21 protein-coding genes are annotated in these 21,254 nt (G+C 62.4%); 14 read left to right on the top strand and 7 right to left on the bottom strand.

Annotated elements, in window-relative coordinates:
- Positions 1-110 precede the first annotated feature (110 nt).
- The 4 genes from DJFAAGMI_RS18340 to DJFAAGMI_RS18355 are packed head-to-tail and all read left to right on the top strand — an operon-like array spanning position 111 to position 3,084.
- Positions 111-1,112 (top strand): KpsF/GutQ family sugar-phosphate isomerase, encoded by a 1,002-nt coding sequence (locus tag DJFAAGMI_RS18340; protein ID WP_211458211.1) that lies wholly within the window; start codon positions 111-113, stop codon positions 1,110-1,112.
- Positions 1,112-1,672 carry a KdsC family phosphatase gene (locus DJFAAGMI_RS18345; RefSeq protein ID WP_211458212.1) on the top strand — a complete coding sequence of 187 codons (561 nt, stop codon included), beginning with the start codon at positions 1,112-1,114 and terminating at the stop codon, positions 1,670-1,672. The genes DJFAAGMI_RS18340 and DJFAAGMI_RS18345 overlap by 1 nt, the downstream gene beginning before the upstream one ends.
- Positions 1,669-2,289, top strand: a complete 621-nt coding sequence (gene lptC, locus DJFAAGMI_RS18350; protein WP_211458213.1) for an LPS export ABC transporter periplasmic protein LptC — start codon at positions 1,669-1,671, stop codon at positions 2,287-2,289. The genes DJFAAGMI_RS18345 and lptC overlap by 4 nt, the downstream gene beginning before the upstream one ends.
- A gap of 3 nt (positions 2,290-2,292) precedes the next feature.
- On the top strand, positions 2,293-3,084 hold the full coding sequence (locus tag DJFAAGMI_RS18355; RefSeq protein ID WP_211458214.1) for an SDR family oxidoreductase: 792 nt from the start codon (positions 2,293-2,295) through the stop codon (positions 3,082-3,084).
- 104 nt (positions 3,085-3,188) lie between these two features.
- Here the strand turns inward: DJFAAGMI_RS18355 and DJFAAGMI_RS18360 are convergent, their stop codons facing one another.
- Both DJFAAGMI_RS18360 and DJFAAGMI_RS18365 read right to left on the bottom strand, forming a co-directional pair.
- Entirely contained in the window at positions 3,189-3,680 is a 492-nt protein-coding gene (locus DJFAAGMI_RS18360; RefSeq protein ID WP_167007782.1) for an RNA recognition motif domain-containing protein, read from the bottom strand.
- A gap of 242 nt (positions 3,681-3,922) precedes the next feature.
- Positions 3,923-4,315 (bottom strand): RNA recognition motif domain-containing protein, encoded by a 393-nt coding sequence (locus DJFAAGMI_RS18365; RefSeq protein ID WP_003072279.1) that lies wholly within the window; start codon positions 4,313-4,315, stop codon positions 3,923-3,925.
- A 496-nt stretch (positions 4,316-4,811) separates the two neighbouring features.
- Here DJFAAGMI_RS18365 and DJFAAGMI_RS18370 point away from each other — a divergent pair, with 496 nt between their 5' ends.
- The 5 genes from DJFAAGMI_RS18370 to DJFAAGMI_RS18390 all read left to right on the top strand — a co-directional run bounded on the left by DJFAAGMI_RS18370 (position 4,812) and on the right by DJFAAGMI_RS18390 (position 10,238).
- The gene (locus tag DJFAAGMI_RS18370) at positions 4,812-5,381 is read left to right on the top strand and encodes a TMEM165/GDT1 family protein (RefSeq protein ID WP_043004584.1); all 570 of its coding nucleotides are present in this window, start codon (positions 4,812-4,814) and stop codon (positions 5,379-5,381) included.
- A gap of 218 nt (positions 5,382-5,599) precedes the next feature.
- Positions 5,600-6,754 (top strand): homoserine O-succinyltransferase MetX, encoded by a 1,155-nt coding sequence (metX, locus tag DJFAAGMI_RS18375; RefSeq protein WP_211458215.1) that lies wholly within the window; start codon positions 5,600-5,602, stop codon positions 6,752-6,754.
- The gene (gene metW, locus DJFAAGMI_RS18380; RefSeq protein ID WP_043004586.1) at positions 6,751-7,335 is read left to right on the top strand and encodes a methionine biosynthesis protein MetW; all 585 of its coding nucleotides are present in this window, start codon (positions 6,751-6,753) and stop codon (positions 7,333-7,335) included. Before metX ends, metW begins: the two co-directional genes overlap by 4 nt.
- 364 nt (positions 7,336-7,699) lie before the next feature.
- A complete protein-coding gene (locus DJFAAGMI_RS18385) occupies positions 7,700-9,193 on the top strand; it encodes a M20 family metallopeptidase (protein WP_211458216.1) in 1,494 nt (497 codons plus the stop codon).
- A 169-nt stretch (positions 9,194-9,362) separates the two neighbouring features.
- Positions 9,363-10,238: an alpha/beta hydrolase gene (locus DJFAAGMI_RS18390; protein WP_211458217.1), complete on the top strand. Its 876-nt coding sequence runs from the start codon at positions 9,363-9,365 to the stop codon at positions 10,236-10,238.
- Here the strand turns inward: DJFAAGMI_RS18390 and DJFAAGMI_RS18395 are convergent, their stop codons facing one another.
- The 3 genes from DJFAAGMI_RS18395 to DJFAAGMI_RS18405 form a co-directional block, all read right to left on the bottom strand.
- Entirely contained in the window at positions 10,239-10,973 is a 735-nt protein-coding gene (locus DJFAAGMI_RS18395) for an SOS response-associated peptidase (RefSeq protein ID WP_043375826.1), read from the bottom strand.
- Positions 10,974-10,977: 4 nt separating this feature from the next.
- The gene (locus tag DJFAAGMI_RS18400; RefSeq protein ID WP_211458218.1) at positions 10,978-11,718 is read right to left on the bottom strand and encodes a 16S rRNA (uracil(1498)-N(3))-methyltransferase; all 741 of its coding nucleotides are present in this window, start codon (positions 11,716-11,718) and stop codon (positions 10,978-10,980) included.
- Positions 11,719-11,899: 181 nt separating this feature from the next.
- Positions 11,900-13,006: an aminoglycoside phosphotransferase family protein gene (locus DJFAAGMI_RS18405; RefSeq protein ID WP_211458219.1), complete on the bottom strand. Its 1,107-nt coding sequence runs from the start codon at positions 13,004-13,006 to the stop codon at positions 11,900-11,902.
- Positions 13,007-13,174: 168 nt separating this feature from the next.
- On the opposite strand from DJFAAGMI_RS18405, the gene DJFAAGMI_RS18410 reads away from it, so the two are divergent.
- The 3 genes from DJFAAGMI_RS18410 (at position 13,175) to rsmA (ending at position 17,909) form a co-directional block, all read left to right on the top strand.
- Complete coding sequence (locus tag DJFAAGMI_RS18410) at positions 13,175-15,595, top strand: LPS-assembly protein LptD (RefSeq protein ID WP_211458220.1); 2,421 nt, start codon at positions 13,175-13,177, stop codon at positions 15,593-15,595.
- A 14-nt stretch (positions 15,596-15,609) separates the two neighbouring features.
- Entirely contained in the window at positions 15,610-17,037 is a 1,428-nt protein-coding gene (locus tag DJFAAGMI_RS18415) for a peptidylprolyl isomerase (protein WP_211458221.1), read from the top strand.
- Between the two features lie 101 nt (positions 17,038-17,138).
- A complete protein-coding gene (gene rsmA / locus DJFAAGMI_RS18420) occupies positions 17,139-17,909 on the top strand; it encodes a 16S rRNA (adenine(1518)-N(6)/adenine(1519)-N(6))-dimethyltransferase RsmA (protein ID WP_211458222.1) in 771 nt (256 codons plus the stop codon).
- A 53-nt stretch (positions 17,910-17,962) separates the two neighbouring features.
- Here rsmA and aptA read toward each other — a convergent pair whose 3' ends face one another.
- Together aptA and DJFAAGMI_RS18430 are read right to left on the bottom strand one after the other, a co-directional pair.
- Positions 17,963-19,318 carry an omega-aminotransferase AptA gene (gene aptA, locus DJFAAGMI_RS18425; protein ID WP_211458223.1) on the bottom strand — a complete coding sequence of 452 codons (1,356 nt, stop codon included), beginning with the start codon at positions 19,316-19,318 and terminating at the stop codon, positions 17,963-17,965.
- A 336-nt stretch (positions 19,319-19,654) separates the two neighbouring features.
- Positions 19,655-19,909, bottom strand: coding sequence for a DUF2061 domain-containing protein (locus DJFAAGMI_RS18430; protein ID WP_211458224.1), 255 nt, complete (start codon positions 19,907-19,909; stop codon positions 19,655-19,657).
- Positions 19,910-20,107: 198 nt separating this feature from the next.
- Between DJFAAGMI_RS18430 and DJFAAGMI_RS18435 the strand changes: the two genes are divergently transcribed.
- A complete protein-coding gene (locus DJFAAGMI_RS18435) occupies positions 20,108-20,620 on the top strand; it encodes a GNAT family N-acetyltransferase (protein ID WP_211458225.1) in 513 nt (170 codons plus the stop codon).
- Between the two features lie 26 nt (positions 20,621-20,646).
- The gene (locus tag DJFAAGMI_RS18440) at positions 20,647-21,204 is read left to right on the top strand and encodes an NUDIX hydrolase (RefSeq protein ID WP_059440011.1); all 558 of its coding nucleotides are present in this window, start codon (positions 20,647-20,649) and stop codon (positions 21,202-21,204) included.
- Positions 21,205-21,254: the final 50 nt, after the last annotated feature.

A 21,254-nucleotide genomic window follows, 5' to 3' on the forward strand; every position in this document is an offset into this window, starting at 1 on the left:
GCTAGCCCGAGTTCTTTGAATGCTCGTCAGTGTATGGGCTCAGGCGTGAAATGCGGGCCAAAGGGATGTTGCCCGCTGCCCGGCAGGCAGGGGCTGGCTAAAATCCGGGCATGAATTCTGATGCTGCCAATTCGCGTCTGATCGACGCACCGCGAGCTTTGAACCTGGCCCGCGAGGCCCTGGATATCGAGGCCGCCGCCCTGCGTTCCATGTCCGAGCGCCTCAATGGCGCATTCACGGCCGTGGTGCAGCGCATTTTGCAGCTGCCGGGCCGGGTGGTGGTCATGGGCATGGGCAAAAGCGGGCATGTGGGCCGCAAGGTGGCCGCAACCCTGGCATCCACCGGGACTCCCGCCTTTTTCGTGCACCCGGCTGAAGCCAGCCATGGGGACCTGGGCATGCTGACGCAGGATGATCTGGTGCTGGCCTTGTCCAATAGCGGCGAGACCGACGAGCTGACCGGCGTGTTGCCCGCCATCCAGCGTATGGGCGTTCCGCTGGTGGCCGTGACCGGCGGGCTGAGCTCGACACTGGCCAAGCATGCCGACTGGGTTCTGGATACCCGTGTCGACAAGGAAGCCTGTCCTTTGAATCTGGCACCCACTGCCAGCACGACAGCGCAACTGGCCATGGGAGACGCGCTGGCCGTGGCCTTGCTCGACGCCCGGGGCTTTGGGGCCGAGGATTTTGCGCGCTCGCATCCCGGTGGAGCGCTGGGTCGGCGCCTGCTGACCCATGTGCGCGACGTGATGCGCCGCGGTGCCGATGTGCCCCAGGTGGCCCAGGATGTGAGCAGTGTGGAGCTGATGCGCGAGATGAGCGCCAAGGGCCTGGGCTGCTCTGCCGTGGTCAACGCCGGCGGCGAGCTGGTGGGCATTTTCACCGACGGAGACTTGCGCCGCTGCGTGGAAGCCGGCGTGGATCTGCGCAGCCGTGTGGCCAGCGATGTCATGCACGCCAAGCCTCTGACGATCAAGCCTGACCTGCTGGCGGTGGCCGCGGCCCGCATGATGGAAGAGCATGGCGTTACCGCTGTGCTGGTGACCGATGACAGCCAGCACCTGCAGGGTGTGGTGCATATTCGCGACCTGATGCGCGCCAAGGTGATTTGATGAACCGACCTGCTCTGACACCCAGCCAGCAATGGGATCCGCAGTTGTTGCTCAAGGCCCAGGGAATCCGCGTGGTCTTCTTCGATGTGGATGGCGTTCTGACCGATGGCGGTCTTTACTTCTCGGGCGAGGGCGAGGTCCTCAAGCGTTTCCACACGCTGGACGGCCATGGCCTGAAGATGCTGCAAAAAGCCGGCATCACGCCGGCCGTGGTAACAGGGCGCGACTCCGCTCCGCTGCGTTTGCGCCTGAAGCAGCTGGGCATTGAGCATGCGCGCTTTGGCACCGAGGACAAGGTGCCTGCTGCCGAGTCCATCCTGGCGGAACTGGGGCTGCACTGGGAGCAGGCGGGCGCCATGGGGGACGACTGGCCCGACCTGCCCGTCATGCGTCGCAGCCACTTTGCCTGCGCCCCGGCCAATGCGCATGACGAGGCTCAGCATGTGGCGGACTGGGTCAGTGCCAGGCATGGCGGGGAGGGCGCGGTGCGGCAGTTCTGCGATCTGCTGTTGGCCGCCAATGGCGCTTATGCCGCGCTGCTCGCGGGGTATGGCACATGAGCGGGCAATGGCGCCGTGTCGGCGATAAGGCCTCGATGTACCTGCCGGTGCTCATCATGGGCCTGCTGGCATTGGGAACCTGGTGGCTGGTGCGCAATGCCCCCAAGCCGCTTTCCAGCGGCACGGAGAAGGCCGTACGGCACGATCCGGACTATTTCCTCAAGGACTTTGTCATCAAGAATTTCGAGGCGTCGGGACGTCTCAAAAGCCGTCTGAATGGCACGACGGGTGAACATTTCCCCGATACCGATACGCTGGAAATCCAGGACGCGCGCATGCTGAGCTTCACGCCGGACGGGCGCAAGACTATTGGCAGCTCCAACCGTGCCCTGAGCAATGGCGATGGCTCGGAAATCCAGATGTTCGGGCAAGCCGTCATCACGCGCGAGCCCGTGCCTGCCACTGCGACCCAGAAGGCCTTGCCGGCCATGCAGCTGGAGAGCGAGTTTCTGCAGCTCTGGCCCAATGAGGAGCGCGCCAGCACCAACAAGCCGGTGGTCATGACCCGCGGCAGCGACAAATTTACCGGTGACAGCATGCAGTACGGGCATCTTGATCAGATTCTGCAAATGCAGGGGCGGGTCAAGGGCGTCATTCAGCCCAGCCAGAAGCCATAAGCCATGGCAGGACACGGAGCTGGACTTGTCTACATCACCGGTGCCTCCAGCGGCATAGGCCAGGCCCTGGCCTGGCACTATTACCAGCGGGGCTGGTCAGTTGCCCTGGTGGCAAGACGCACCGAAGTCATGGAGCAATGGGCGCAGTCCAGGCACATGGACGCATCCCGCTACGCCGTCTATGGCGCGGATGTCACGGACATCGACAGCATCTGCAGTGCCGCAAAGGCCTGCCTGGAGCGCCAGGGCCTGCCCGACGTCGTGATCGCCAACGCGGGCATCAGCTGGGGTGTGGACACTTCCTTGCGCGAGGATCTCGAGGTCATGCAGCAGGTGCTGGCCAGCAATGCCATGGGGCTGGCTGCAAGCTTTCAGCCATTTATTGCCCCCATGGTGAAGCGGGGCAGCGGTCGTCTGGTGGGTATTTGCAGTGTGGCCGGTATTCGCGGATTACCGGGCCATGCCGCATATTCAGCGAGTAAGGCGGCTGCTATTGCCTATTGCGAAAGTCTGCGCGTGGAATTGCAGAAAACCGGCGTCTCGGTGACCAGCTTATTGCCGGGCTACGTTGACACCCCGTTGACTCGGCATAACCCGTATTCCATGCCTTTTCTGCTGACGCCCGAAGAATTCGCAAGGCGTGCCGTTCGCGTCATCGACCGCAAAGCCCGATATGCAATTATTCCCTGGCAGATGCGGGTTGTCGGCGGCGTAATGCGGGTATTGCCCGCTTATCTATGGGATAGATTGACCCTGGGGAAAACCAGAAAGCCCAGGCATCTCCAAAAGGATTGAACGAGAAAGTGCAGGGGCATTGAGAAAATGACTATGCATTTGAATATCTTGGCAAATAAATAAAGGCACGATGACGTGCCTTTATTTACAGAGGTGAAAGAGGCTTATTCGCCGTGGTTATTGCCACCACCGTAGCCGCCGCGGCCACCGTGACGCGGTCCAGAGCCATAGGGGCTGCGGAAGCCGCCTTCGCCGCGGCCGCCACCGCCGTAGCCGCCACCGTCGCCGCGGCCATAGCCACCGCCTTCATTACGGCCGCCACCATAACCGCCATCGCGATTACCGCCGCCAAAGCCGCCTTCACTGCGGAAGCCACCGCCATAACCGCCGGTGCGAGGAGGACGGGGTTCCATGGGACGCGCTTCATTCACGACGAGGCTGCGGCCACCCAAGGGTTGGCCATTCATGCCTTGAATGGCAGCCTGTGCTTCCGCTTCACTGGCCATTTCCACAAAACCAAAGCCTTTGGAGCGGCCGGTGTCTCGTTCCATCATGACGCGCGCACTTGCGACGGCTCCAAACTGGCCGAACGCCTGCTCCAGATCGTTGTCGCGCACACCATAGGGAAGGTTGCCGACATACAGCTTATTGCCCATTAATAACTCCTAGCTCCTCAATGCTTCAATGGCGCGATTGAATTCAAGATGGTCGTTGCACTTTTATGGAAAAACGCGCGAAGGACCCCTGAACACCTATTCGCTTGTGAACGGGAAATTCCCCGAGAAAAGAATTATGACGGAGAACAAGGAAAAAAATAAATGCTCGAAAACCGCGTTGCTAACGTTTAGCAACAAAAAAAGGATCCGAAGATCCTTTTTTTGTTATTGGCAATAACTGATTAGTAGCTATTGCGACGGCCGTAGCCGCCATCGCCACGGCCGCCGCCGAAGCCGCCGTCACCACGGCCACCGCCGAAACCGCCACCGCCTTCACGGCCGCCACCGAAGCCGCCGCCAAAACCGCCGGAACGGGGAGGACGGGGTTCCATGGGACGTGCTTCGTTCACGACCAGGTCACGGCCGCCACGGTTTTGGCCGTGCAGGCCCTGGATAGCGGCTTGTGCCTCGGCATCGCTGCCCATTTCCACAAAGCCGAAGCCCTTGGAACGGCCGGTGTCGCGCTCCATCATCACCTTGGCGCTGTTCACAGTGCCGAATTCGCTGAAGCTGTCTTGCAGATCTTGGTCGCGGAAAGAGTAAGGCAGATTGCCTACGTAAAGCTTGTTGCCCATGCTGGACTCCTGAAAAAACTTGAAAACGCGATGGAGCCCTAGGGAGTCAGCCTTGGATGACAACATTAGAGACGCTAACGCACTTGCCCCCACCCAGAAATTGCTTTCCAGACAAAGACTCATGCATTATGAATCACAAGAGAAGCCGTAGTATTTCGAAAAGATCAAATTTCGTGCTTGTAACAACATTGTCCGGATGGGAGTTACCCTGAAATACAAAATTTTGAATATTCAAATAAGCAGTTGTCTTACAGGGTTAAACAGATAGAATGACGGCTTACTTTCTTTGGGGAGTAGGCCGTTCGGCAGCCAGCTGCCGGATGCATGCGTCAACAGACTTGGGTCCTCGTGACCTATGGCGCATGCGGCACAGCGTGCAATGCGCAGTGCGACTGGCCGAGACCATTGATTACGTACCGAGAAAACCTATGAAGAGATAGGCCGGAGTCGGTGCGTGATCAATGCGTTCTGGCAACTCCGGCCGTCTTTCCCCATCATGGAAGCTTTCCTCATATCCACCTCCATCGTCGCCCTGGCCGAGATGGGGGACAAGACCCAACTCCTCTCATTGGTACTGGCGGCCAAGTTCCGCAAACCCCTGCCCATTGTTGCGGGCATTTTTGTGGCGACCCTGGTCAACCATGCCCTGGCCGGCGCCGTGGGCAACTGGATCACCACGGTGCTCGGCCCCGATGTGCTGCGCTGGATACTTGGCGTTTCATTCATCCTCATGGCAGGCTGGATGCTGATCCCCGACAAACTCGACGATGACGACACCGGCAATGGTGCCGGGCGCTGGGGTGTTTTTGGCACCACGCTGCTGCTGTTCTTCCTGGCCGAGATGGGTGACAAGACCCAGCTGGCCACGGTGGGCCTGGCCGCCAAGTACCCGCTGGCCTACTACTGGGTGGTGGCCGGCACCACGCTGGGCATGATGCTGGCCAATGCGCCGGTGGTGTGGTTTGGCGAGAAGATCACCAAGAAGCTGCCCATCAAGACGATTCACCGGGTGTGTGCGGTGATCTTCCTGGTCCTGGGTATTGCCGCTCTCCTGACCAAGGTATGACGCTACAGGAAATGTAGCTTTCTGCATTTGCCTGATAGGGGATGCGGTGTTGTGACATCCGCAGCCCTCGGGCAGGCGCAGCGAATGCAGTACACTGCACTTTTCACGCGCCGATTTGCCAAAGCTTGCGGGCGCTTTATAAATCCAGCTAAAGACCCGTCCGCGAAGTGACAGTACACCGACCCGGCCTCGTTTTTAGCGATGCCGGGTTTTTTCATATGTCCTTCATCGCGACACCTCAGTTCATGCATTTTGATGAACCGCTGCCCTTGCAAAGCGGCGGTTCCATCGCCGATTACGACCTTGCCTTCGAGACCTATGGCCAGCTCAATGCCGACAAGAGCAATGCCATCGTGGTCTGTCATGCGCTCAATGCCTCCCACCATGTAGCCGGCAGCTATGAGGGCCAGCCCAAGAGCGAAGGCTGGTGGGACAACATGATCGGCCCGGGCAAGCCCGTCGATACCGACAAGTTCTTTGTCATCGGCATCAACAATCTGGGCTCCTGCTTCGGCTCTACCGGCCCCATGCACACCAACCCGGCCACGGGCAAGCCCTATGGCGCGGATTTCCCAGTGGTGACGGTGGAAGACTGGGTGGATGCGCAGGCGCGTCTGCTGGACCGGCTGGGAATTCAGACGCTGGCCGCCGTGCTGGGTGGCAGCCTGGGCGGCATGCAGGCCCTGTCCTGGTCGCTGCGCTATCCCGAGCGCATGCGCCATGCCGTGGTGGTGGCCAGCGCGCCCAATCTGAACGCCGAGAACATTGCCTTCAACGAGGTGGCGCGTCGCGCCATCGTCACCGACCCGGATTTCAACGGCGGCCATTTCTACGAGCATGGCGTGGTGCCCGCGCGCGGCCTGCGCATCGCGCGCATGGTCGGTCACATCACCTATCTCAGCGATGACGTGATGAACCAGAAGTTCGGCCGTCAGCTGCGCGACGGCCTGAAGCTCAAGTACAGCACCCAGGATGTGGAGTTCCAGATCGAGAGCTATCTGCGCTACCAGGGCGAGAAGTTCAGCGGCTACTTCGATGCCAACACCTATCTGCTCATCACGCGCGCCCTGGACTATTTCGATCCGGCGCGCTCCCATGACGGCGATCTGACCCGGGCACTGGCCGTGGCCAAGGCCCGCTTCCTGCTGGTGAGCTTCACGACGGACTGGCGCTTTGCGCCGGCACGCAGCCGCGAGATCGTCAAGTCGCTGCTGGAGAACAACCGCGACGTCAGCTATGCCGAGATCGACGCACCCCATGGTCATGATGCGTTTTTGCTCGACGACCCGCGCTATATGAGCGTGATGCGCTCCTATTTCGAGGGCATTGCCAAGGAACTGAAGACCACCGAACGCGCAGGAGACGCCGCATGACCGAGTTGACCACCATGAAAGCCATTGCCCAGTTGGTGCCGCAGGGCGCACGCGTGCTGGACCTGGGTTGTGGCGACGGCGCGCTGCTGGAGCATCTGGTGCGCGAGCGCGGCTGCACGGGTTATGGCGTGGAGCTGGACGACGCCAATGTGCTGGCCTGTACGCGCCGTGGCGTGAACGTGCTGCAGCTCAATCTGGAGGACGGCCTGGCCATCTTCGGCGACAACAGCTTTGACGTGGTGCTGCAGATCGACACGCTGCAGCATCTGCGCAATGCCGAGGTGATGCTGCGGGAGACGGCCCGCATCGGCAAGCAGGGCGTGGTCGCCTTCCCCAACTTCGCACATTGGCAAAACCGTCTGTCCGTGCTGCGCGGGCGCATGCCGGTCACGCGTCGTCTGCCCTATCAGTGGTATGACACGCCGAATATCCGCGTGGGTACGTACAAGGACTTTGAAGTGCTGGCCACCAAGAACCGCTTGCGCATTCGCGACTCCTTCGGCCTGCAGAACGGCCAGGTGGTGCGCAGCCTGCCCAATCTGCTGGCAACGACGGCGGTGTTTCACTTCGAGCATGCCTGATTTGCTATTTAAAAAATAGCTTACAGCGCTTTATCTGTAATGAATTTGATGTCGATTGATATTGAATTTGTTGATTGATAAGCGCAATGAGCTATCAAATGGGAAGTAATAACCTTGCAGGAGTGAATCGGCGCGGGGGCCTTGGCTGTCGGCCAGGCACATGCGCTGGCCGGTGCGCTGATCATCGTCAGCGTGAATGTCCCAGAAACGGCAGAGTGCCGGCCGACCAGGCTGGCAGCCCCAATGGGGGGGCGCCGGCACTGCCATGCCAATGCCTGCGGTGCAGCCACCGGCAATGGCGCACAATCACGGGCATGGCGCGGGCCTGCCATGGCTCGTCGCCCCGTCACAGAAGGAGCCGACCATGAACGCACGTACTCCCGCCAATCTGCTGCAGCCCCAGGATGCGCTGCAGCACATCACCCAGCAGTGGGACCAGAGCATTGTCCCGGAGCTGACGAACTACATCACCATCCCCGCCAAGTCGCCCATGTTTGCGCCCGATTGGGAGCAGCAAGGCCATATCGCCACCGTGCTGCGCAACGCTGCGGCCTGGGTGGAAGCGCAGAAGGTGGCCGGGCTGAAGCTGGAAGTGATTCAACAGCCGGGTCGCACGCCGCTCATCTTCTTCGAGGTGGAAGGCACGGCCGAGAAGGCCTCGACCAGCCCCACGGTGCTGATGTACGGCCACCTCGACAAGCAACCCGAGTTCGAAGGCTGGCGCAACGATCTGGGTCCCTGGACGCCCAAGTACGAAGACGGCAAACTCTATGGCCGTGGTGGAGCCGATGACGGCTATGCGGTCTATGCCAGCGTGGCTGCGATTCAGGAGCTCAAGCGCCAGAACGTGCCCCATCCGCGCATCGTGGCCATCATCGAGACCTGCGAGGAAAGCGGCTCGGCCGATCTGCTGCCCTATGTGGATGCCTTGCGCCCGCGCCTGGGCGATGTGGGCCTGGTGATCTGTCTGGACAGCGGTGCCGGCAACTACGACCAGCTGTGGCTGACCACCAGCCTGCGCGGCATGGCCAGCGGAACGCTCAAGGTGCAGATCCTCACAGAGGGCGTGCACTCGGGCGATGCCTCGGGCGTGGTGCCCTCGTCCTTTCGCATCATGCGCCAGGTGCTGGACCGTCTTGAAGACAGCAAGAACGGCCGCGTGCTGCCACAGAGCTTTCACTGCGAGGTGCCAGACGAACGCATGGCGCAGATCCGTGCCACGGCGGAGATCCTCGGCGAGGATGCCTATGCGCGCTTTCCCTGGGCGCATTACGACTGCGGCGGCTCGGCCCGTGTGTCCCTGCCCACGACCACCGATCCGGTCCAGGCCCTGGTGCGCCGCACCTGGGAGCCCACGCTGAGCGTGACCGGTGTGGAGGGCATGCCCAATCTGCAAAATGCCGGCAATGTGCTGCGTCCCTACACGGCCTTCAAGCTCAGCCTGCGGCTGCCGCCGCTGGTCGATGCCGCAGCCTGCGTGCAGGAGATGAAGGCCCTGCTCGAGGACAATGCGCCCTATGAAGCCAGGGTGACCTGGGAAGGCCTGTCCAGCTCCAGTGGCTGGAATGCCCCGGGCATGGACGGCTGGTTCGAGAATGCGCTCAATGCCGCCAGCCGGGCCCACTTCGGCGCCGGTTGCGGCTATATCGGCCAGGGCGGCACGATTCCGCTGATGAATATGTTGAGCAAGGGCTTCCCCAAGGCGCAGATGATGGTCTGCGGCGTGCTGGGCCCCAAGAGCAATGCTCACGGTCCCAACGAGTTCCTTCATGTGCCCTATGCCAAGAAGCTCACGGCTTCGGTGGCCGAGGTGATTGCCGCCATGGCCCGTCATCAGACCGAGGCTGCGCAGGCCTGATGCAAGTATCGAGAGCACAGCCGCTGGCGATGGTCACCAAAGCTTCCGGCGCTCTCTTCCTTGATAACACCATGACCGGTCGCCATGATCGGACCGGGGACTGCCACGGTTGACGGGCGCTGGCGGCGGCTGCATCCTGCAAGCTCTTGCCAGCCTGATGAGATCGTGCATGACGCCCACCGATTCCAGTACCCATCCGCCCCGGCTGCTGCATATGGCCGCATCGGACGCCACCCAGCTTGCGCTGCGCGACTGGCCGCTGGCGCCGGGCGTCAAGTCCCGTGCCCAGGTGTTGCTGGTGCACGGCCTGGGCGAGCACAGCGGACGCTATGCCGCACTGGCGCAGCGGCTCAACGAGCTTGGCTTTGCGGTGCGGGCCTATGACCAGTACGGCCACGGCCTGTCGGGCGGGCCGCAGGGCGGCCTGACCAGCGATATGCGCTTGCTCGACGATCTGGCGGTGGTGCTGGATGCTACCCGTGCAGCCATGCCCAAGCATCAGCCCCTGGTGCTGCTGGGGCACAGTCTGGGTGGACTGGTGGCGGCGGATTTTGTTGCGTCCGGCCTGCGTCATGTGGATGGACTGGTGCTGTCCTCTCCGGCGCTGGCCCTGCATCTGTCGGGAGTGCAGAAGGCGCTGGTGGCGAGCCTGCCCAGGCTGCTGCCCAATTTGCGCGTGGCCAATGGCGTGCAGTCCGCGCATCTCTCGCATGATCCCGCAGTGGCCCTGGCCTATGACGCCGATGCACTGCAGCACAGACGCATCAGCGCCCGGCTGGCGCGCTATATGGCCGAGGCCGGCCGCCATGTGCTGTCCAAGGCGCCAGCCTGGTGCGTGCCCACGCTGCTGCTGTGGGCGGGCGAGGACAAGCTGGTCAACCCGGCTGGCAGCGCGGCCTTTGCCGCCCAGGCTCCGAGCGATCTGGTGCAGGCCCAGTGCTTCGAGGCGGCCTATCACGAGATCTTCAACGAGAGCCCCGAGCTGGCAGCCCCCGTGTTTGCGCGATTGGAGCAGTGGCTGGAACAGCAGTTTCCAGCCCCCTGATTACCACTGCTGTGGCGGCTGCTTGCGGCCTTTTTCCACGGGGTTGGCACGCAGTTTTTCCGCCGGGTAGGGGCGCAGAAACTCCTTGGCCTTGTTGACCTTGGCATTGAGCCAGGCGTCGTATGCGCCTTCGTTGAGGATGGCCGGCATGGCCTTGTCGTTGCCGGGCTGGCCGTAGCGGTTCATCAGCGCATGGGCATTGGCATTGATGGTGATGAGGGCATAGCTGACGATGACCTCGCCGTCCTCGCCCACCCAGCGTGCCCAGACACCGGCGGCGCCCATGGGCTGGTTGTCCACACGGGTGATGCGTGTGGGCAGGGGCTTGCCGGGGCGCAGGTCGTCGACCTGAAAGGACTGCAGCGGCACGATGCAGCGCTGGCCGGCCAGCCAGGCATCGCGGAATGCCGTTCCCGTGGTCAGATTGTCTATCTTTGCATTCACCAGCTTGAGCGCGCGCAGGCGGCCGTCAGACGCCGACTTCACCCAGTGCGGCACCAGACCGAAGCTGGCGGGCACCAGCACCCGCTCCACAGGCAGTGCAGGCGCTCCTTCTTCGGGAGCTGTAAACGTTCGGCCCAGCAGCGCTGCAGAGGATTCTGCGGCTGCATTGACGATGATGAGACCCATGCGCCTTGGGGTCAGCACGGCCTCGGGCAGAGACTCGGGGGCCTCCACGCGAAAGTTCTGCGTATAAAACTCGGGCTTGGCCAGAGAGAGGTGACAGCTGCTCATTGATTTACTCCAGGGCCAGCAGGGACAGGGCGGCAACAGATGCCGTTTCAGCGCGCAGCACGCGGGAGCCTAGGCTGGCAGGTTTCCAGCCCTGCTCCAGGGCCCAGTCTTCTTCCTGGGCTGTCAGACCCCCTTCGGGGCCATGCAGCACCCAGACTGCCTGGGCATCGCCGGCGGCGGTACGCAGCGGCTGATTGCCTTCGCGCAGCGACAGCACCAGACGCGCCGCATCGGCCGCTGCTGCCTGCTGGCTGCGCAGCCAGTCGGCCAGCGACTGGGGCGCGTGAATCACGGGCACCTGGTTGCGGCCGCATTGCTCGCAGGCCGAGACGGCAATCGACTGCCAGCGCTCGATCTTCTTGTCGGCGCGGTCGCCCTTGAGTTTGAGCACGCTGCGCGCCGCCATTACAGGCTGAATGCTGGCCACGCCCAGCTCGGTGGCTTTTTCCACCAGCCAGTCCATGCGCTCATTGGCAGGCATGCCCACAACGAGGTGTACGGCACGGGCGGCTTCACGCTCGGCCGGACTGTGGCTGTCCACGCGCACGCCGACATCGCTGCGGCCCATATGGGTGATAGTGGCTTGAAACTCGCCACCGGTAAAACCGTTGCCGGTCTGGCCCTCGAACAGGGTGATGACATCGCCGGGCTGGTGGCGCAGCACCTGCACATGGCGGGCAGCACCTGCAGGCAGGTCCAGCTCGTTGCCAAGATGCAAAGGGATAGGGCAGTGATAGCGCGGCATAGGGAAAAATTCGGGGTTCGTGATTCATGGTGCCACGCAGAGTCCGTGGCTCGCAAAACTGGCGCTGAATCACCTCAGGGACGCCAAGCAAGGGCCGCCCCGCAGCGAGGGCGTCGTCCCCCTCCCGCATTGCGAAGCAAGGCGAGAGAGGGGGAAGCCGCAAGCGGCTCAGGGGGTGTGTTCACATCCGCCCGTAGGCGTAACCCACCTGCGTCTGGATGCCCTCGATCTCGTCGATCAATTTGAGGAACGGGCCCAGCGCGCGATAGCGGTTGCAGGTGGAGCGGATGTAGTGGATGAAACGAGGTGCATCGGCCAGATACTTGGGCTTGCCGTCGCGCAGTGTCAGGCGCGCAAAGATACCCGCAACCTTGAGGTGGCGCTGCAGACCCATCCATTCAACCCCACGGTAGAACTCGCCGAAGTCGTCACCCCAGCCGCTGGCGCTGTTGGCGCCCACCAGACCAGCCTTGCGGGCCTTTTCCCAGTAACGGATGGTGATGTCGATGATGAAGTCCTCTTCCCAGCTGATGAAGGCATCGCGCAGCAAGCTGGCGATGTCATAGGTGATGGGGCCATAGACGGCATCCTGAAAGTCCAGCACGCCCAGGGGTGCGCCGCTGACCACAGGCTGCATCAGGTTGCGCATCATGAAGTCACGGTGCACATAGACGCAAGGAGCCTGCAGATTGTGGGCAACGATCTGATCGAAGGTCTTGCCGAGCAGGGCCTGCTGCTTGTCGTCCAGCGTGAACTGACGGTGCTTGGCGATGTACCAGTCGGGAAACAGTTGCAGCTCGCGGCGCAGCAGGGCTTCGTCATAGAGCGGCAAGGCCCCGGCATTGCCGGCCTTGGAGGCCAGTTGCCAGTCCAGCAGGACCTCGACGGCGGAGCGGTACCAGGCTTCGGCATCCTGGGGCTTTTCGGGATCCAGAGCCTCGATGACGGTCTGACCACCCAGGTCGCTCAGCAGCATGAAGCCATGGCCGGCGTCCCAGTCCAGAATCTGCGGCACGCACAGGCCGGCCTGGTTCATCAGGCCCTGAACCTTGGCAAAAGGCGCGCAATCTTCCTTGTCGGGCGGCGCGTCCATGACGATCAGGCTGCTGCCATCGCTGCGATCCAGGCGCAGATAGCGGCGAAAGCTGGCATCGGCCGAAGCGGCGCGCAGGGTTGCGGGAAGCAGCTGGTGCTTTTCAGCCAGCGGTGCCAGCCAGGCGTCGAATGCGGCGTGGCGGGCAGAATCTGCCCAGGCAACGCCAACTGTGGGGGTGATAGGAGCGGTCATGGATAATCGGATTTTACAAACCGATGCCGCCGCATCTGTGGACAGTGGTGCTAGGCTCTCGGTTTCCTGTTGACGTGTGCCCGGGCACGCGCGCTTTTGACGTTCAAGATCATCGTGCAATCCCCATCCCATCCGCGAGATTTCCTACCTGTCCGCTCTGCTCGTCCGATGCGGGCGGGAACCGCCCGGCCGGTGATTCGTCCTCTGGCATGGGCTGTGGCACTGGCATGGGCGGGCGCTGGCATGCAGGTCCATGCCCAGTCTGCCGAAACGAGCGGATCGTCCTCCTCCAGCGTCGCGGGCGAGTTGCCGGCCCTGGAGCTCAAGTCCAGCAGCGCGCTGCAAGAAAGCTACCCGCAGGAGGTGCGCGACCAGCAGCCCACCTATATCAAGGGTGACAGCCTCTCCGGCCAGCCCGATATCAAGGCCTCGGTCCATGGCGAGGCAGAGCTGCGCCGTGGCGACACCATGATCCGTGCGGACAAGCTGGACTACGCGGTTCCGGATGACAGGATCAACGCCGTGGGCTCGGTCCATATCAACCAGGCCGGCAATGTCTACGAGGGCACGGCGCTGGATCTGCAGATGGATGCCTTCAAGGGCCAGTTCGACAATGCCAACTATCGCTTTCTGGCCACCGGCGGCCATGGCGAGTCGTCGCGCGTGGATTTCATCGACAAGAGCCGTTCGGTGGTCCATGACGCCACCTACACCACCTGCCAGCGCGATGACGAGGCCAGCTGGGAGCCGGCCTGGGTGCTGGAAGCAAAGACCATTCACCTGGACATGGCCGAAGAGGTGGGCGTGGCCGAGGGTGCGTCCCTGAAGTTCAAGGGCGTGACCGTCCTGCCCGTGCCGCGCATGAGCTTTCCGCTCTCGGACAAGCGCAAATCGGGCCTGCTGCCGCCCATGATAGGCATGGACAAGCTCGGCGGCATCGAGTATTCGCAGCCTTATTACTGGAATATCGCCCCCAACCGCGATATGACCATCACGCCCACGCTGATGACCAAGCGTGGCGTGAACCTGACGGGACAGTTCCGCTATCTGGAGCCCAGCTACTCGGGCGAGACCTATGCCAGCTACATGCCGGGCGACAATCTGCGCAGCCGGGATCGCTGGGGCTATTCCTGGCAGCATCGCGCAAGCTTTGACACGCCGATTGGCGGTCTGGGGCTGAACCTCAACCTGAACCGCGTCAGTGACGGTGACTACTGGCGTGACTTCCGCCTGGCGCCCGTGACGTTGCGCCAGCGCCTGCTGCCCAGCACGGCCAATCTGAGCTGGGCCAAGGGCGATGGGGTGCTGAGCCTCAATGTGTTGCGCTATCAGGTGCAGCAGGATGTAACTTCGCCGATTGCGCCGCCCTACAGCATGGTGCCGCAGCTGCAGTACCGCTATACGCCGCTGGATCTGCCGCATGGGCTGGATTTCTCCGTGGTGGCCGACACCACGCGTTTCGAGCTGATTCGCCCCATCACGGGCCAGGTGGGCAACAACGGCCAGCGCAGCTATGTGCAGGCGCAGCTGAGCCGGCCATTCCTGTCGCCCGGTGCCTTCATCACGCCCAAGCTGATGCTGCATACGGCCATGTATCAGACCGATCAGCTGATGAGCAACGGCAGCAAGAGCGCCAACCGCACTCTGCCCACCTTCAGCCTGGACAGCGGCCTGATCTTCGAGCGCGACACCTCGTGGTTCGGCAAGAACCTGCTGCAGACCTTCGAGCCCCGGGCCTTCTATACCTATACGCCTTATCGCGACCAGAGCATGCTGCCGCTTTATGACACGGGGCGCAGCGACTTCAACTTCGCGAGTATTTTTTCCGAGAACGACTATGTCGGTCAGGACCGCATTGCCGACAACCATCTGGTGACCCTGGGTGCGACTTCGCGCTTCATCGACCCCGAAAGCGGTGCCGAGAAGCTCAAGTTCGCCGTGGCCCAGCGTGTGCGCCTTTCCGACCAGCGCGTGCTGCTGCCCGGAGAGGTGGCCGCCACCAGCAAGCTTTCCGACATCTTGCTGGGCGCGGCTTTCAACTGGACCGACAAGTGGTCTCTGGAAGGCACGACCCAGTACAACAAGGACTTGAACCGCACGGTTCGTACCACGGCCACGGCGCGTTACAGCCCGGGCAACTATCGCACCTTCAATATCGGCTACCGCACGCAGCTGGATACGGTCACCAAGAAGCCGTCCAGCGAGCTGGTGGATGTGGGCTGGCAATGGCCGATCAACGACCTCTGGGGCGACAAGGGCAAGGATCTGGGCGCCGGTCGCGGTCAGGGCGGCGGTCGTTGGTATGCCGTGGGCCGCCTCAACTACTCCATCAAGGACAACAAGCTGGTGGATACCGTGGTCGGATTCGAATACGACGGTTGCTGCTGGATTGGCCGAGTGGTGCTGGAGCGTCTGCAAAGCTCGGTCATCCAGTCCAATCTGCGTCTGCTGTTCCAGATGGAGTTCGTGGGCTTCTCGCGCCTGAGCTTTGGTGCCGACCCCACCTCCAGTCTCAAGCAGAATGTGCCGCGCTACCAATATTTGCGTGAGGCGGTGACTCCGCCCAGCCGCTTTACCAATTACGATTAATCAAGGCTTTTTTCATGCGTTTTTTCTCCAAGACATCCAATGCATGTGCTGTTGCCGTGGCACTGGCTGTAATGGCTGCCGGTGTGCAGGCCCAGGGTCTGAAGAGCCCCGGCAGCAAGGCCAAGGCCGGCAATGACTCCTCCGTCTCGCGCGCACTGGAGGCCACGGCACAGCCCTCGGGACGCCAGGCTCCGGCAGCCGCGCAGGGAGTTCGCTCGGCCGACTACATCGTGGCCGTGGTCAATTCCGAGCCCATCACCAACAACGAGGTGCGTGCGCGCATGGCGCGCGTGGCGCAGAACGTGACCGAGCAGGGCGGCCAGCTTCCGTCCCAGAGCGAGCTGGCCCGACAGGTGCTGGAGCGCCTGATTGTCGAGCGCGTGCAGTTGCAGGAAGCCAAGGACACGGGCATCAATGTCGACAACCTGGCCGTGGACCAGGCCGTGGCCAATGTGGCTCGCCAGAACAGCACCGACAAGGCCGGCCTGGTGTCGCGCTTGAAGGCAGAAGGCATTTCCGAAGCGCAGTTCCGTGCGGAAATCCGCAGCCAGATGTTGATGCAGCGCGTGCGCGAGCGTGACGTGGACGGCCGCGTCAAGGTCACGGAAGCCGATATCGACCGCTATCTCAAGGAGCAGAAGCGCCCCGGCGAGGCGGCTGCGGGTGCCGCAGCCAATCTCGGCCATATCCTGATCACCGTGCCTGAAAACGCCAGCCCTGCCGTAGTGGCGGAGCGCGAGGCCAAGGCCAAGCAGGCCGCAGAAGCGGCGCGCAAGAACCCCGACTTCATCGCTGCCGTGCGCGAGTTCTCGGATGTGCCCAATGGCCAGGGCGGCGGTGCCATGGGCATGCGCGCCATGAGCGACTACCCCGAGCTGTTCGTCCAGCAGGTGGGCAATGCCGCGGTCGGCACCATCGTCGGCCCGTTCCGCTCGGGCGCTGGTTTCCACGTGCTCAAGGTGCTGGAGAAGTCCCAGTCCGGTGCGCCTGTGTACATCACGCAGAATCACTCCCGCCATATCCTGCTGACCGTGGGCGAGGGCATGACCGAAGCCCAGGCGGCCAAGCGTCTGGAGGACTACAAGCGTCGCGTGGAAGCCGGTCAGGCCACCTTCCAGCAACTGGCGCAGGAGTTCTCCAAGGACGGCAGCGCCCGCAATGGCGGTGATCTGGGCTGGTCCTCGCCAGGCCAGTTCGTGCCCGAGTTCGAGCGCGTGCTCGACAGCCTCCAGCCCGGCCAGATCAGCAACCCCGTGGTGTCGCGTTTCGGCGTGCACCTGATTCAGCTGATCGAGCGTCGCCAGGAAAAGCTCACCGAACGCGAACAGCGCGAAATGGTGCGCAACGTGGTGCGCGAGCGCAAGGCAGAGCAGGACTACGAAACCTGGCTCAAGGAGCTGCGCGGCAAGGCCTTTGTGGAATACCGCGAGCCACCCCAATAAGCCCATTCAATCCGCTTGAGTGCCCGGTAGTGTCATCATTGCGCACCGGGCATCGGAGCTCCCCCCATTCCAAGCGGTGCCCAGGCACCGCTTTCGCATTCATGAAACATATTCCCCGCAAGCGCTTCGGCCAGAACTTCCTGACCGACGGCGCCATCATCGACAACATCGTCCAGGCCATCGATCCCAAGGCGGGCGAACCCATGGTCGAGATCGGCCCCGGCCTGATGGCGCTGTCCCAGCCCCTGGTCGAGCGCCTGGGCAAGCTCACCGTGATCGAGCTGGACCGCGACCTGGCGGCCCGTCTGCGTCTGCGCGACGATCTCGACGTGGTCGAGTCCGACGTGCTCAAGGTGGACTTCCGTGCGCTGGCTGCGCGTCTGGGTGTGGCCAAGCTGCGTGTGGTCGGCAATCTGCCCTACAACATCTCCAGCCCCATTCTTTTTCATCTGCTGGAGCAGGTGGATGTGGTGCAGGACCAGCATTTCATGCTGCAAAAGGAAGTCATCGACCGCATGGTGGCCGACGCCGGCACCTCGGCCTACGGCCGTCTGTCGGTGATGCTGCAATGGCGCTACGCCATGGAGGATGTGCTGTTCGTGCCGCCGGGCAGCTTCAATCCGCCTCCCAAGGTGGACAGTGCCGTGGTGCGCATGATCCCGCGCGAGCAGCCTGCGGATCTCGATCCCAAGCTGCTGGAAGAGCTGGTGCAGGTCGCTTTCAGCCAGCGCCGCAAGATCTTGCGCAACACCCTGGGCAAGTGGCTGGAAGCCAAGGGCTTTGCCGGCGAGTTCGATCTGCAGCGCCGCGCGGAAGAAGTGCCGGTCGCCGAATTCGAGGCCCTGGCGGCACAGCTTCCTGAATTGAGATAAAAAAGGCTTCAATCGCTTTTGTGGTAGGCGATTGAAGCTATTGATTTAATAGTTCAATCGGTGGCCTGCAGCGCATCGCCGAGTGCGTTGATCAGCCGCTCGATCTCGGCCTGCTCGCTGATGAACGGCGGTGCCAGCTGAATCGTGTCGCCGCCGTAGCGCACATAAAAGCCGGCCTTCCAGCATTTCATGGCGATCTCGTAAGGGCGTCTGGCGGGCTCGCCGGGCAGGGGGGCGATCGTGATGCCTGCCGCCAGGCCGATATTGCGGACGTCCAGCACATGCCTGGCGCCCTTGAGACTGTGCACGGCCTGCTCGAAAAAGGGTGCCAGCGCGCGCACGCGGCCCGGGCCGTCTTCCCGCTCCAGCAGATCCAGTGCCGCGATGCCGGCAGCGCAGGCCACGGGATGGGCCGAATAGGTATAGCCGTGCGCAAATTCCAGCATGTACTCCGGCCCTCCGGCTGCCATGAACTGCTCATAGATGGCGGGCGAGACCACGCAGGCTCCCAGCGGCTGGGCGCCATTGCTGACCTGCTTGGCGATATTCATGATGTCCGGCGTTACGCCAAAGGCCTCGGCCGCCGTCATCGCCCCGAGGCGGCCAAAGCCGGTGATGACCTCGTCGAAGATCAGCAGGATGTCGTGCTGGGTGCAGATTTCGCGCAAACGCTGCAGATAGCCGGCGGGAGGAATCACCACCCCGCCCGAGCCCGACATGGGCTCCACGATCACGGCGGCGATATTGCTGGCGTCATGCAGGGCGATCAGATCAAGCAGCCGGTCTGCCAGGGCGCGGCCATCGGTCTGGGGTTGGCCCTTGAAGAACGAACCGGGTGGCGGCTGGGTGTGAGGCAGATGGTCGGCTTCAATCCCTTGGCCGAACATCTTGCGGTTGCCCCCCATGCCGCCTACCGAGATGCCGCCAAAGTTCACGCCGTGATAGCCCTTCTCGCGCCCGATCAGTCGGGTCTTGCTGCCCAGGCCCCTGGCACGCCAGTAGGCCCGCACCATCTTCAGCGAGGTGTCGGCGGCTTCCGAGCCTGAGCCAGTGAAGAACACATGCTCAAGCCCCTGGGGCATCAGTGCCACGATGCGGTTGGCCAGCGCGAACGAAGCCGGGTGGCCGAACTGGAAGGCGGGAGCGTAGTCGAGCTGCAGCGCGGCCTTGCCAATGGCCTCGGCGATCTCGCGGCGGCCATGGCCCAGCCCCGAGCACCACAGGCCCGAGAGGCCGTCGAAAATGCGCCGGCCGTCGGCATCGCTGTAGTAGGCGCCCTGTGCGCCGGTGATGAGGCGGGGCCTGGCCTTGAAGTTGCGGTTGCCGGTGAACGGCATCCAGTGGGCGCTCAGCCATTGTTCGTCATGGCGGGAGAGGTCTGCGGATGTCTGGGGGTCTGCAAGCTGCATGGGAACTCCTTGGATTCCCGGCCATTGTTGGCCTTGGCCCCGGTTTGGCAAATAGCCTTAAACCCATGGGCGCAAGGCCGAAGTGGCATGTTCTGCATGACTTATCCACAGAAGCCGCTGGTGTTGTAGAGCTGAGCCTGGATGGCTTCCAGTCATGAATGATCAAAAAATCAGAAAAGCCTGGGATGTTCAATATTTATCCATGGCTTATAAAGAAGCTTGTAAACAGGATTTCTACAGATCATCGAGCTGGCCGTTGCAGTCGCCCAGCGTGGCCAGGGAGCGCAGCAGCCATTGCGCAAAAGTGGCGGGGTGGTCGGCGTTCATCGGCGGCTCTCAGGTGCTCAGTGCCTGTCCGGCAAGCGCTTGCTGCTCGCGTTTCTTCAGGCGGCGCTCCCAGACTTTTTCATGGAAGAAGAAGGCAAAGGCCTGGACCGTGGGCTCCAGCAGGCTCAGCGTCAGCGAGGCAATCAGATTGCCGGTCACGGCATAGGCAACGCAGGCGGCCACGGTGATGTGGATCACGTAATAGCTGGCGGTCTTGGTCAGCGTGAGCTGGTTCTGGCGCAATGTCTTGATCAAGCGTGTCATCTGTTTCTCCCTGAGCGATGAATGAATGGTAGGGAGGATGGCGCTGAGTTTCCAATTGAGAATCATTACCGTTGCGATAGCGCCTACAGGCTGCTGCGGGATGAACCGCTTGCTAAGCTATGTACTGGATTTTGATTGAAATTGGCAACCAGCCCTTTTCTGATAAGCGTTGGTAGCTATTGATTTGAGAGTTTCTTGATGCCGGAGTTGATGCCAATTCAGCTGCGCGCGCTGGGTGCGGACGATGTGGATGCCCTGCTGCGCATACAGGAGCATTGCTATGGCGCGGACTTTGCCGAGCCGCGCGAGGTGTTTGTGCGCCGTTTGCGGACGGCCGGGCATTGCTCCTGGGCGGCCGAGCAAGGAGGCGAGCTGGTGGCCTATCTGGCGGCCTACTGGTCGCGTCCCGGGGCCATCACGCCGCTCAACGGCGACTTTGCCGAATATGACGACGCCAGCGTGCTCTATCTGCACGATATGGCCGTGTCCGAGGCTGCAGCCGGCCAGGGCCTGGCGCGGCGGATGGTGCAGGCCCTGAAGGCGCAGGCCAGAGCACGCGGCGTGCAGCGCACGGCACTGGTTTCGGTGCAGGGCTCACGGCTTTACTGGGAGCGTCAAGGCTATGTGGTCGAATCCGTGACAAATGCTGCGCAGCAACAACATTTGGACAGTTACGGCGAAGGAGCGCTGTATATGGTGGGATTTATCTGACACATCGTCGGGTTGGGACAAGGATAATGCCCGCCATGCCCAATCGCTGGAAACCCAATGTGACTGTCTCGGCCATCATCGAACGCGATGGCCGTTTTTTGCTGGTGGAAGAACAAACGGCGGATGGACTGCGTCTGAACACGCCGGCCGGTCATCTCGACCCTTCCGAAAGCCCTGTCGATGCCTGTGTGCGCGAAGTCATGGAAGAGACGGCCTACAGCTTCACGCCCACGGCCCTGGTCGGCATCTACATGAACCGTTTTGTGCGCACGCGCACGGGATCGGACATCACCTATCTGCGCTTTGCCTTCACGGGCGATCTGGGCATGCACCATGCCCAGCGCCATCTGGACGACGGCATCGTGCGCAGTGTCTGGCTCTCGCTCGACGAACTGCGGGCTACCGAGCATCTGCACCGCAGCCCCATCGTGCTGGAGTCGGTGGGCGATTATCTGGCCGGCCAGCGCTATGACATAGGCCTGATCCATGCCGATGCCAGCATCTACAAGGTGCCGCAGCTGACGCGCCCGGTACCCGAAGAAGCCGGTGCCACACTGGACGATGTGCTGGTGCAGATTCACTGATCCTTGCATTCGGCAGTTGTGACAGGCGTGAAGGCCGGGGCTGTGCACAA

Source organism: Comamonas brasiliensis (assembly GCF_018292285.1).
GTDB classification, from domain to species: domain Bacteria; phylum Pseudomonadota; class Gammaproteobacteria; order Burkholderiales; family Burkholderiaceae_C; genus Comamonas; species Comamonas brasiliensis.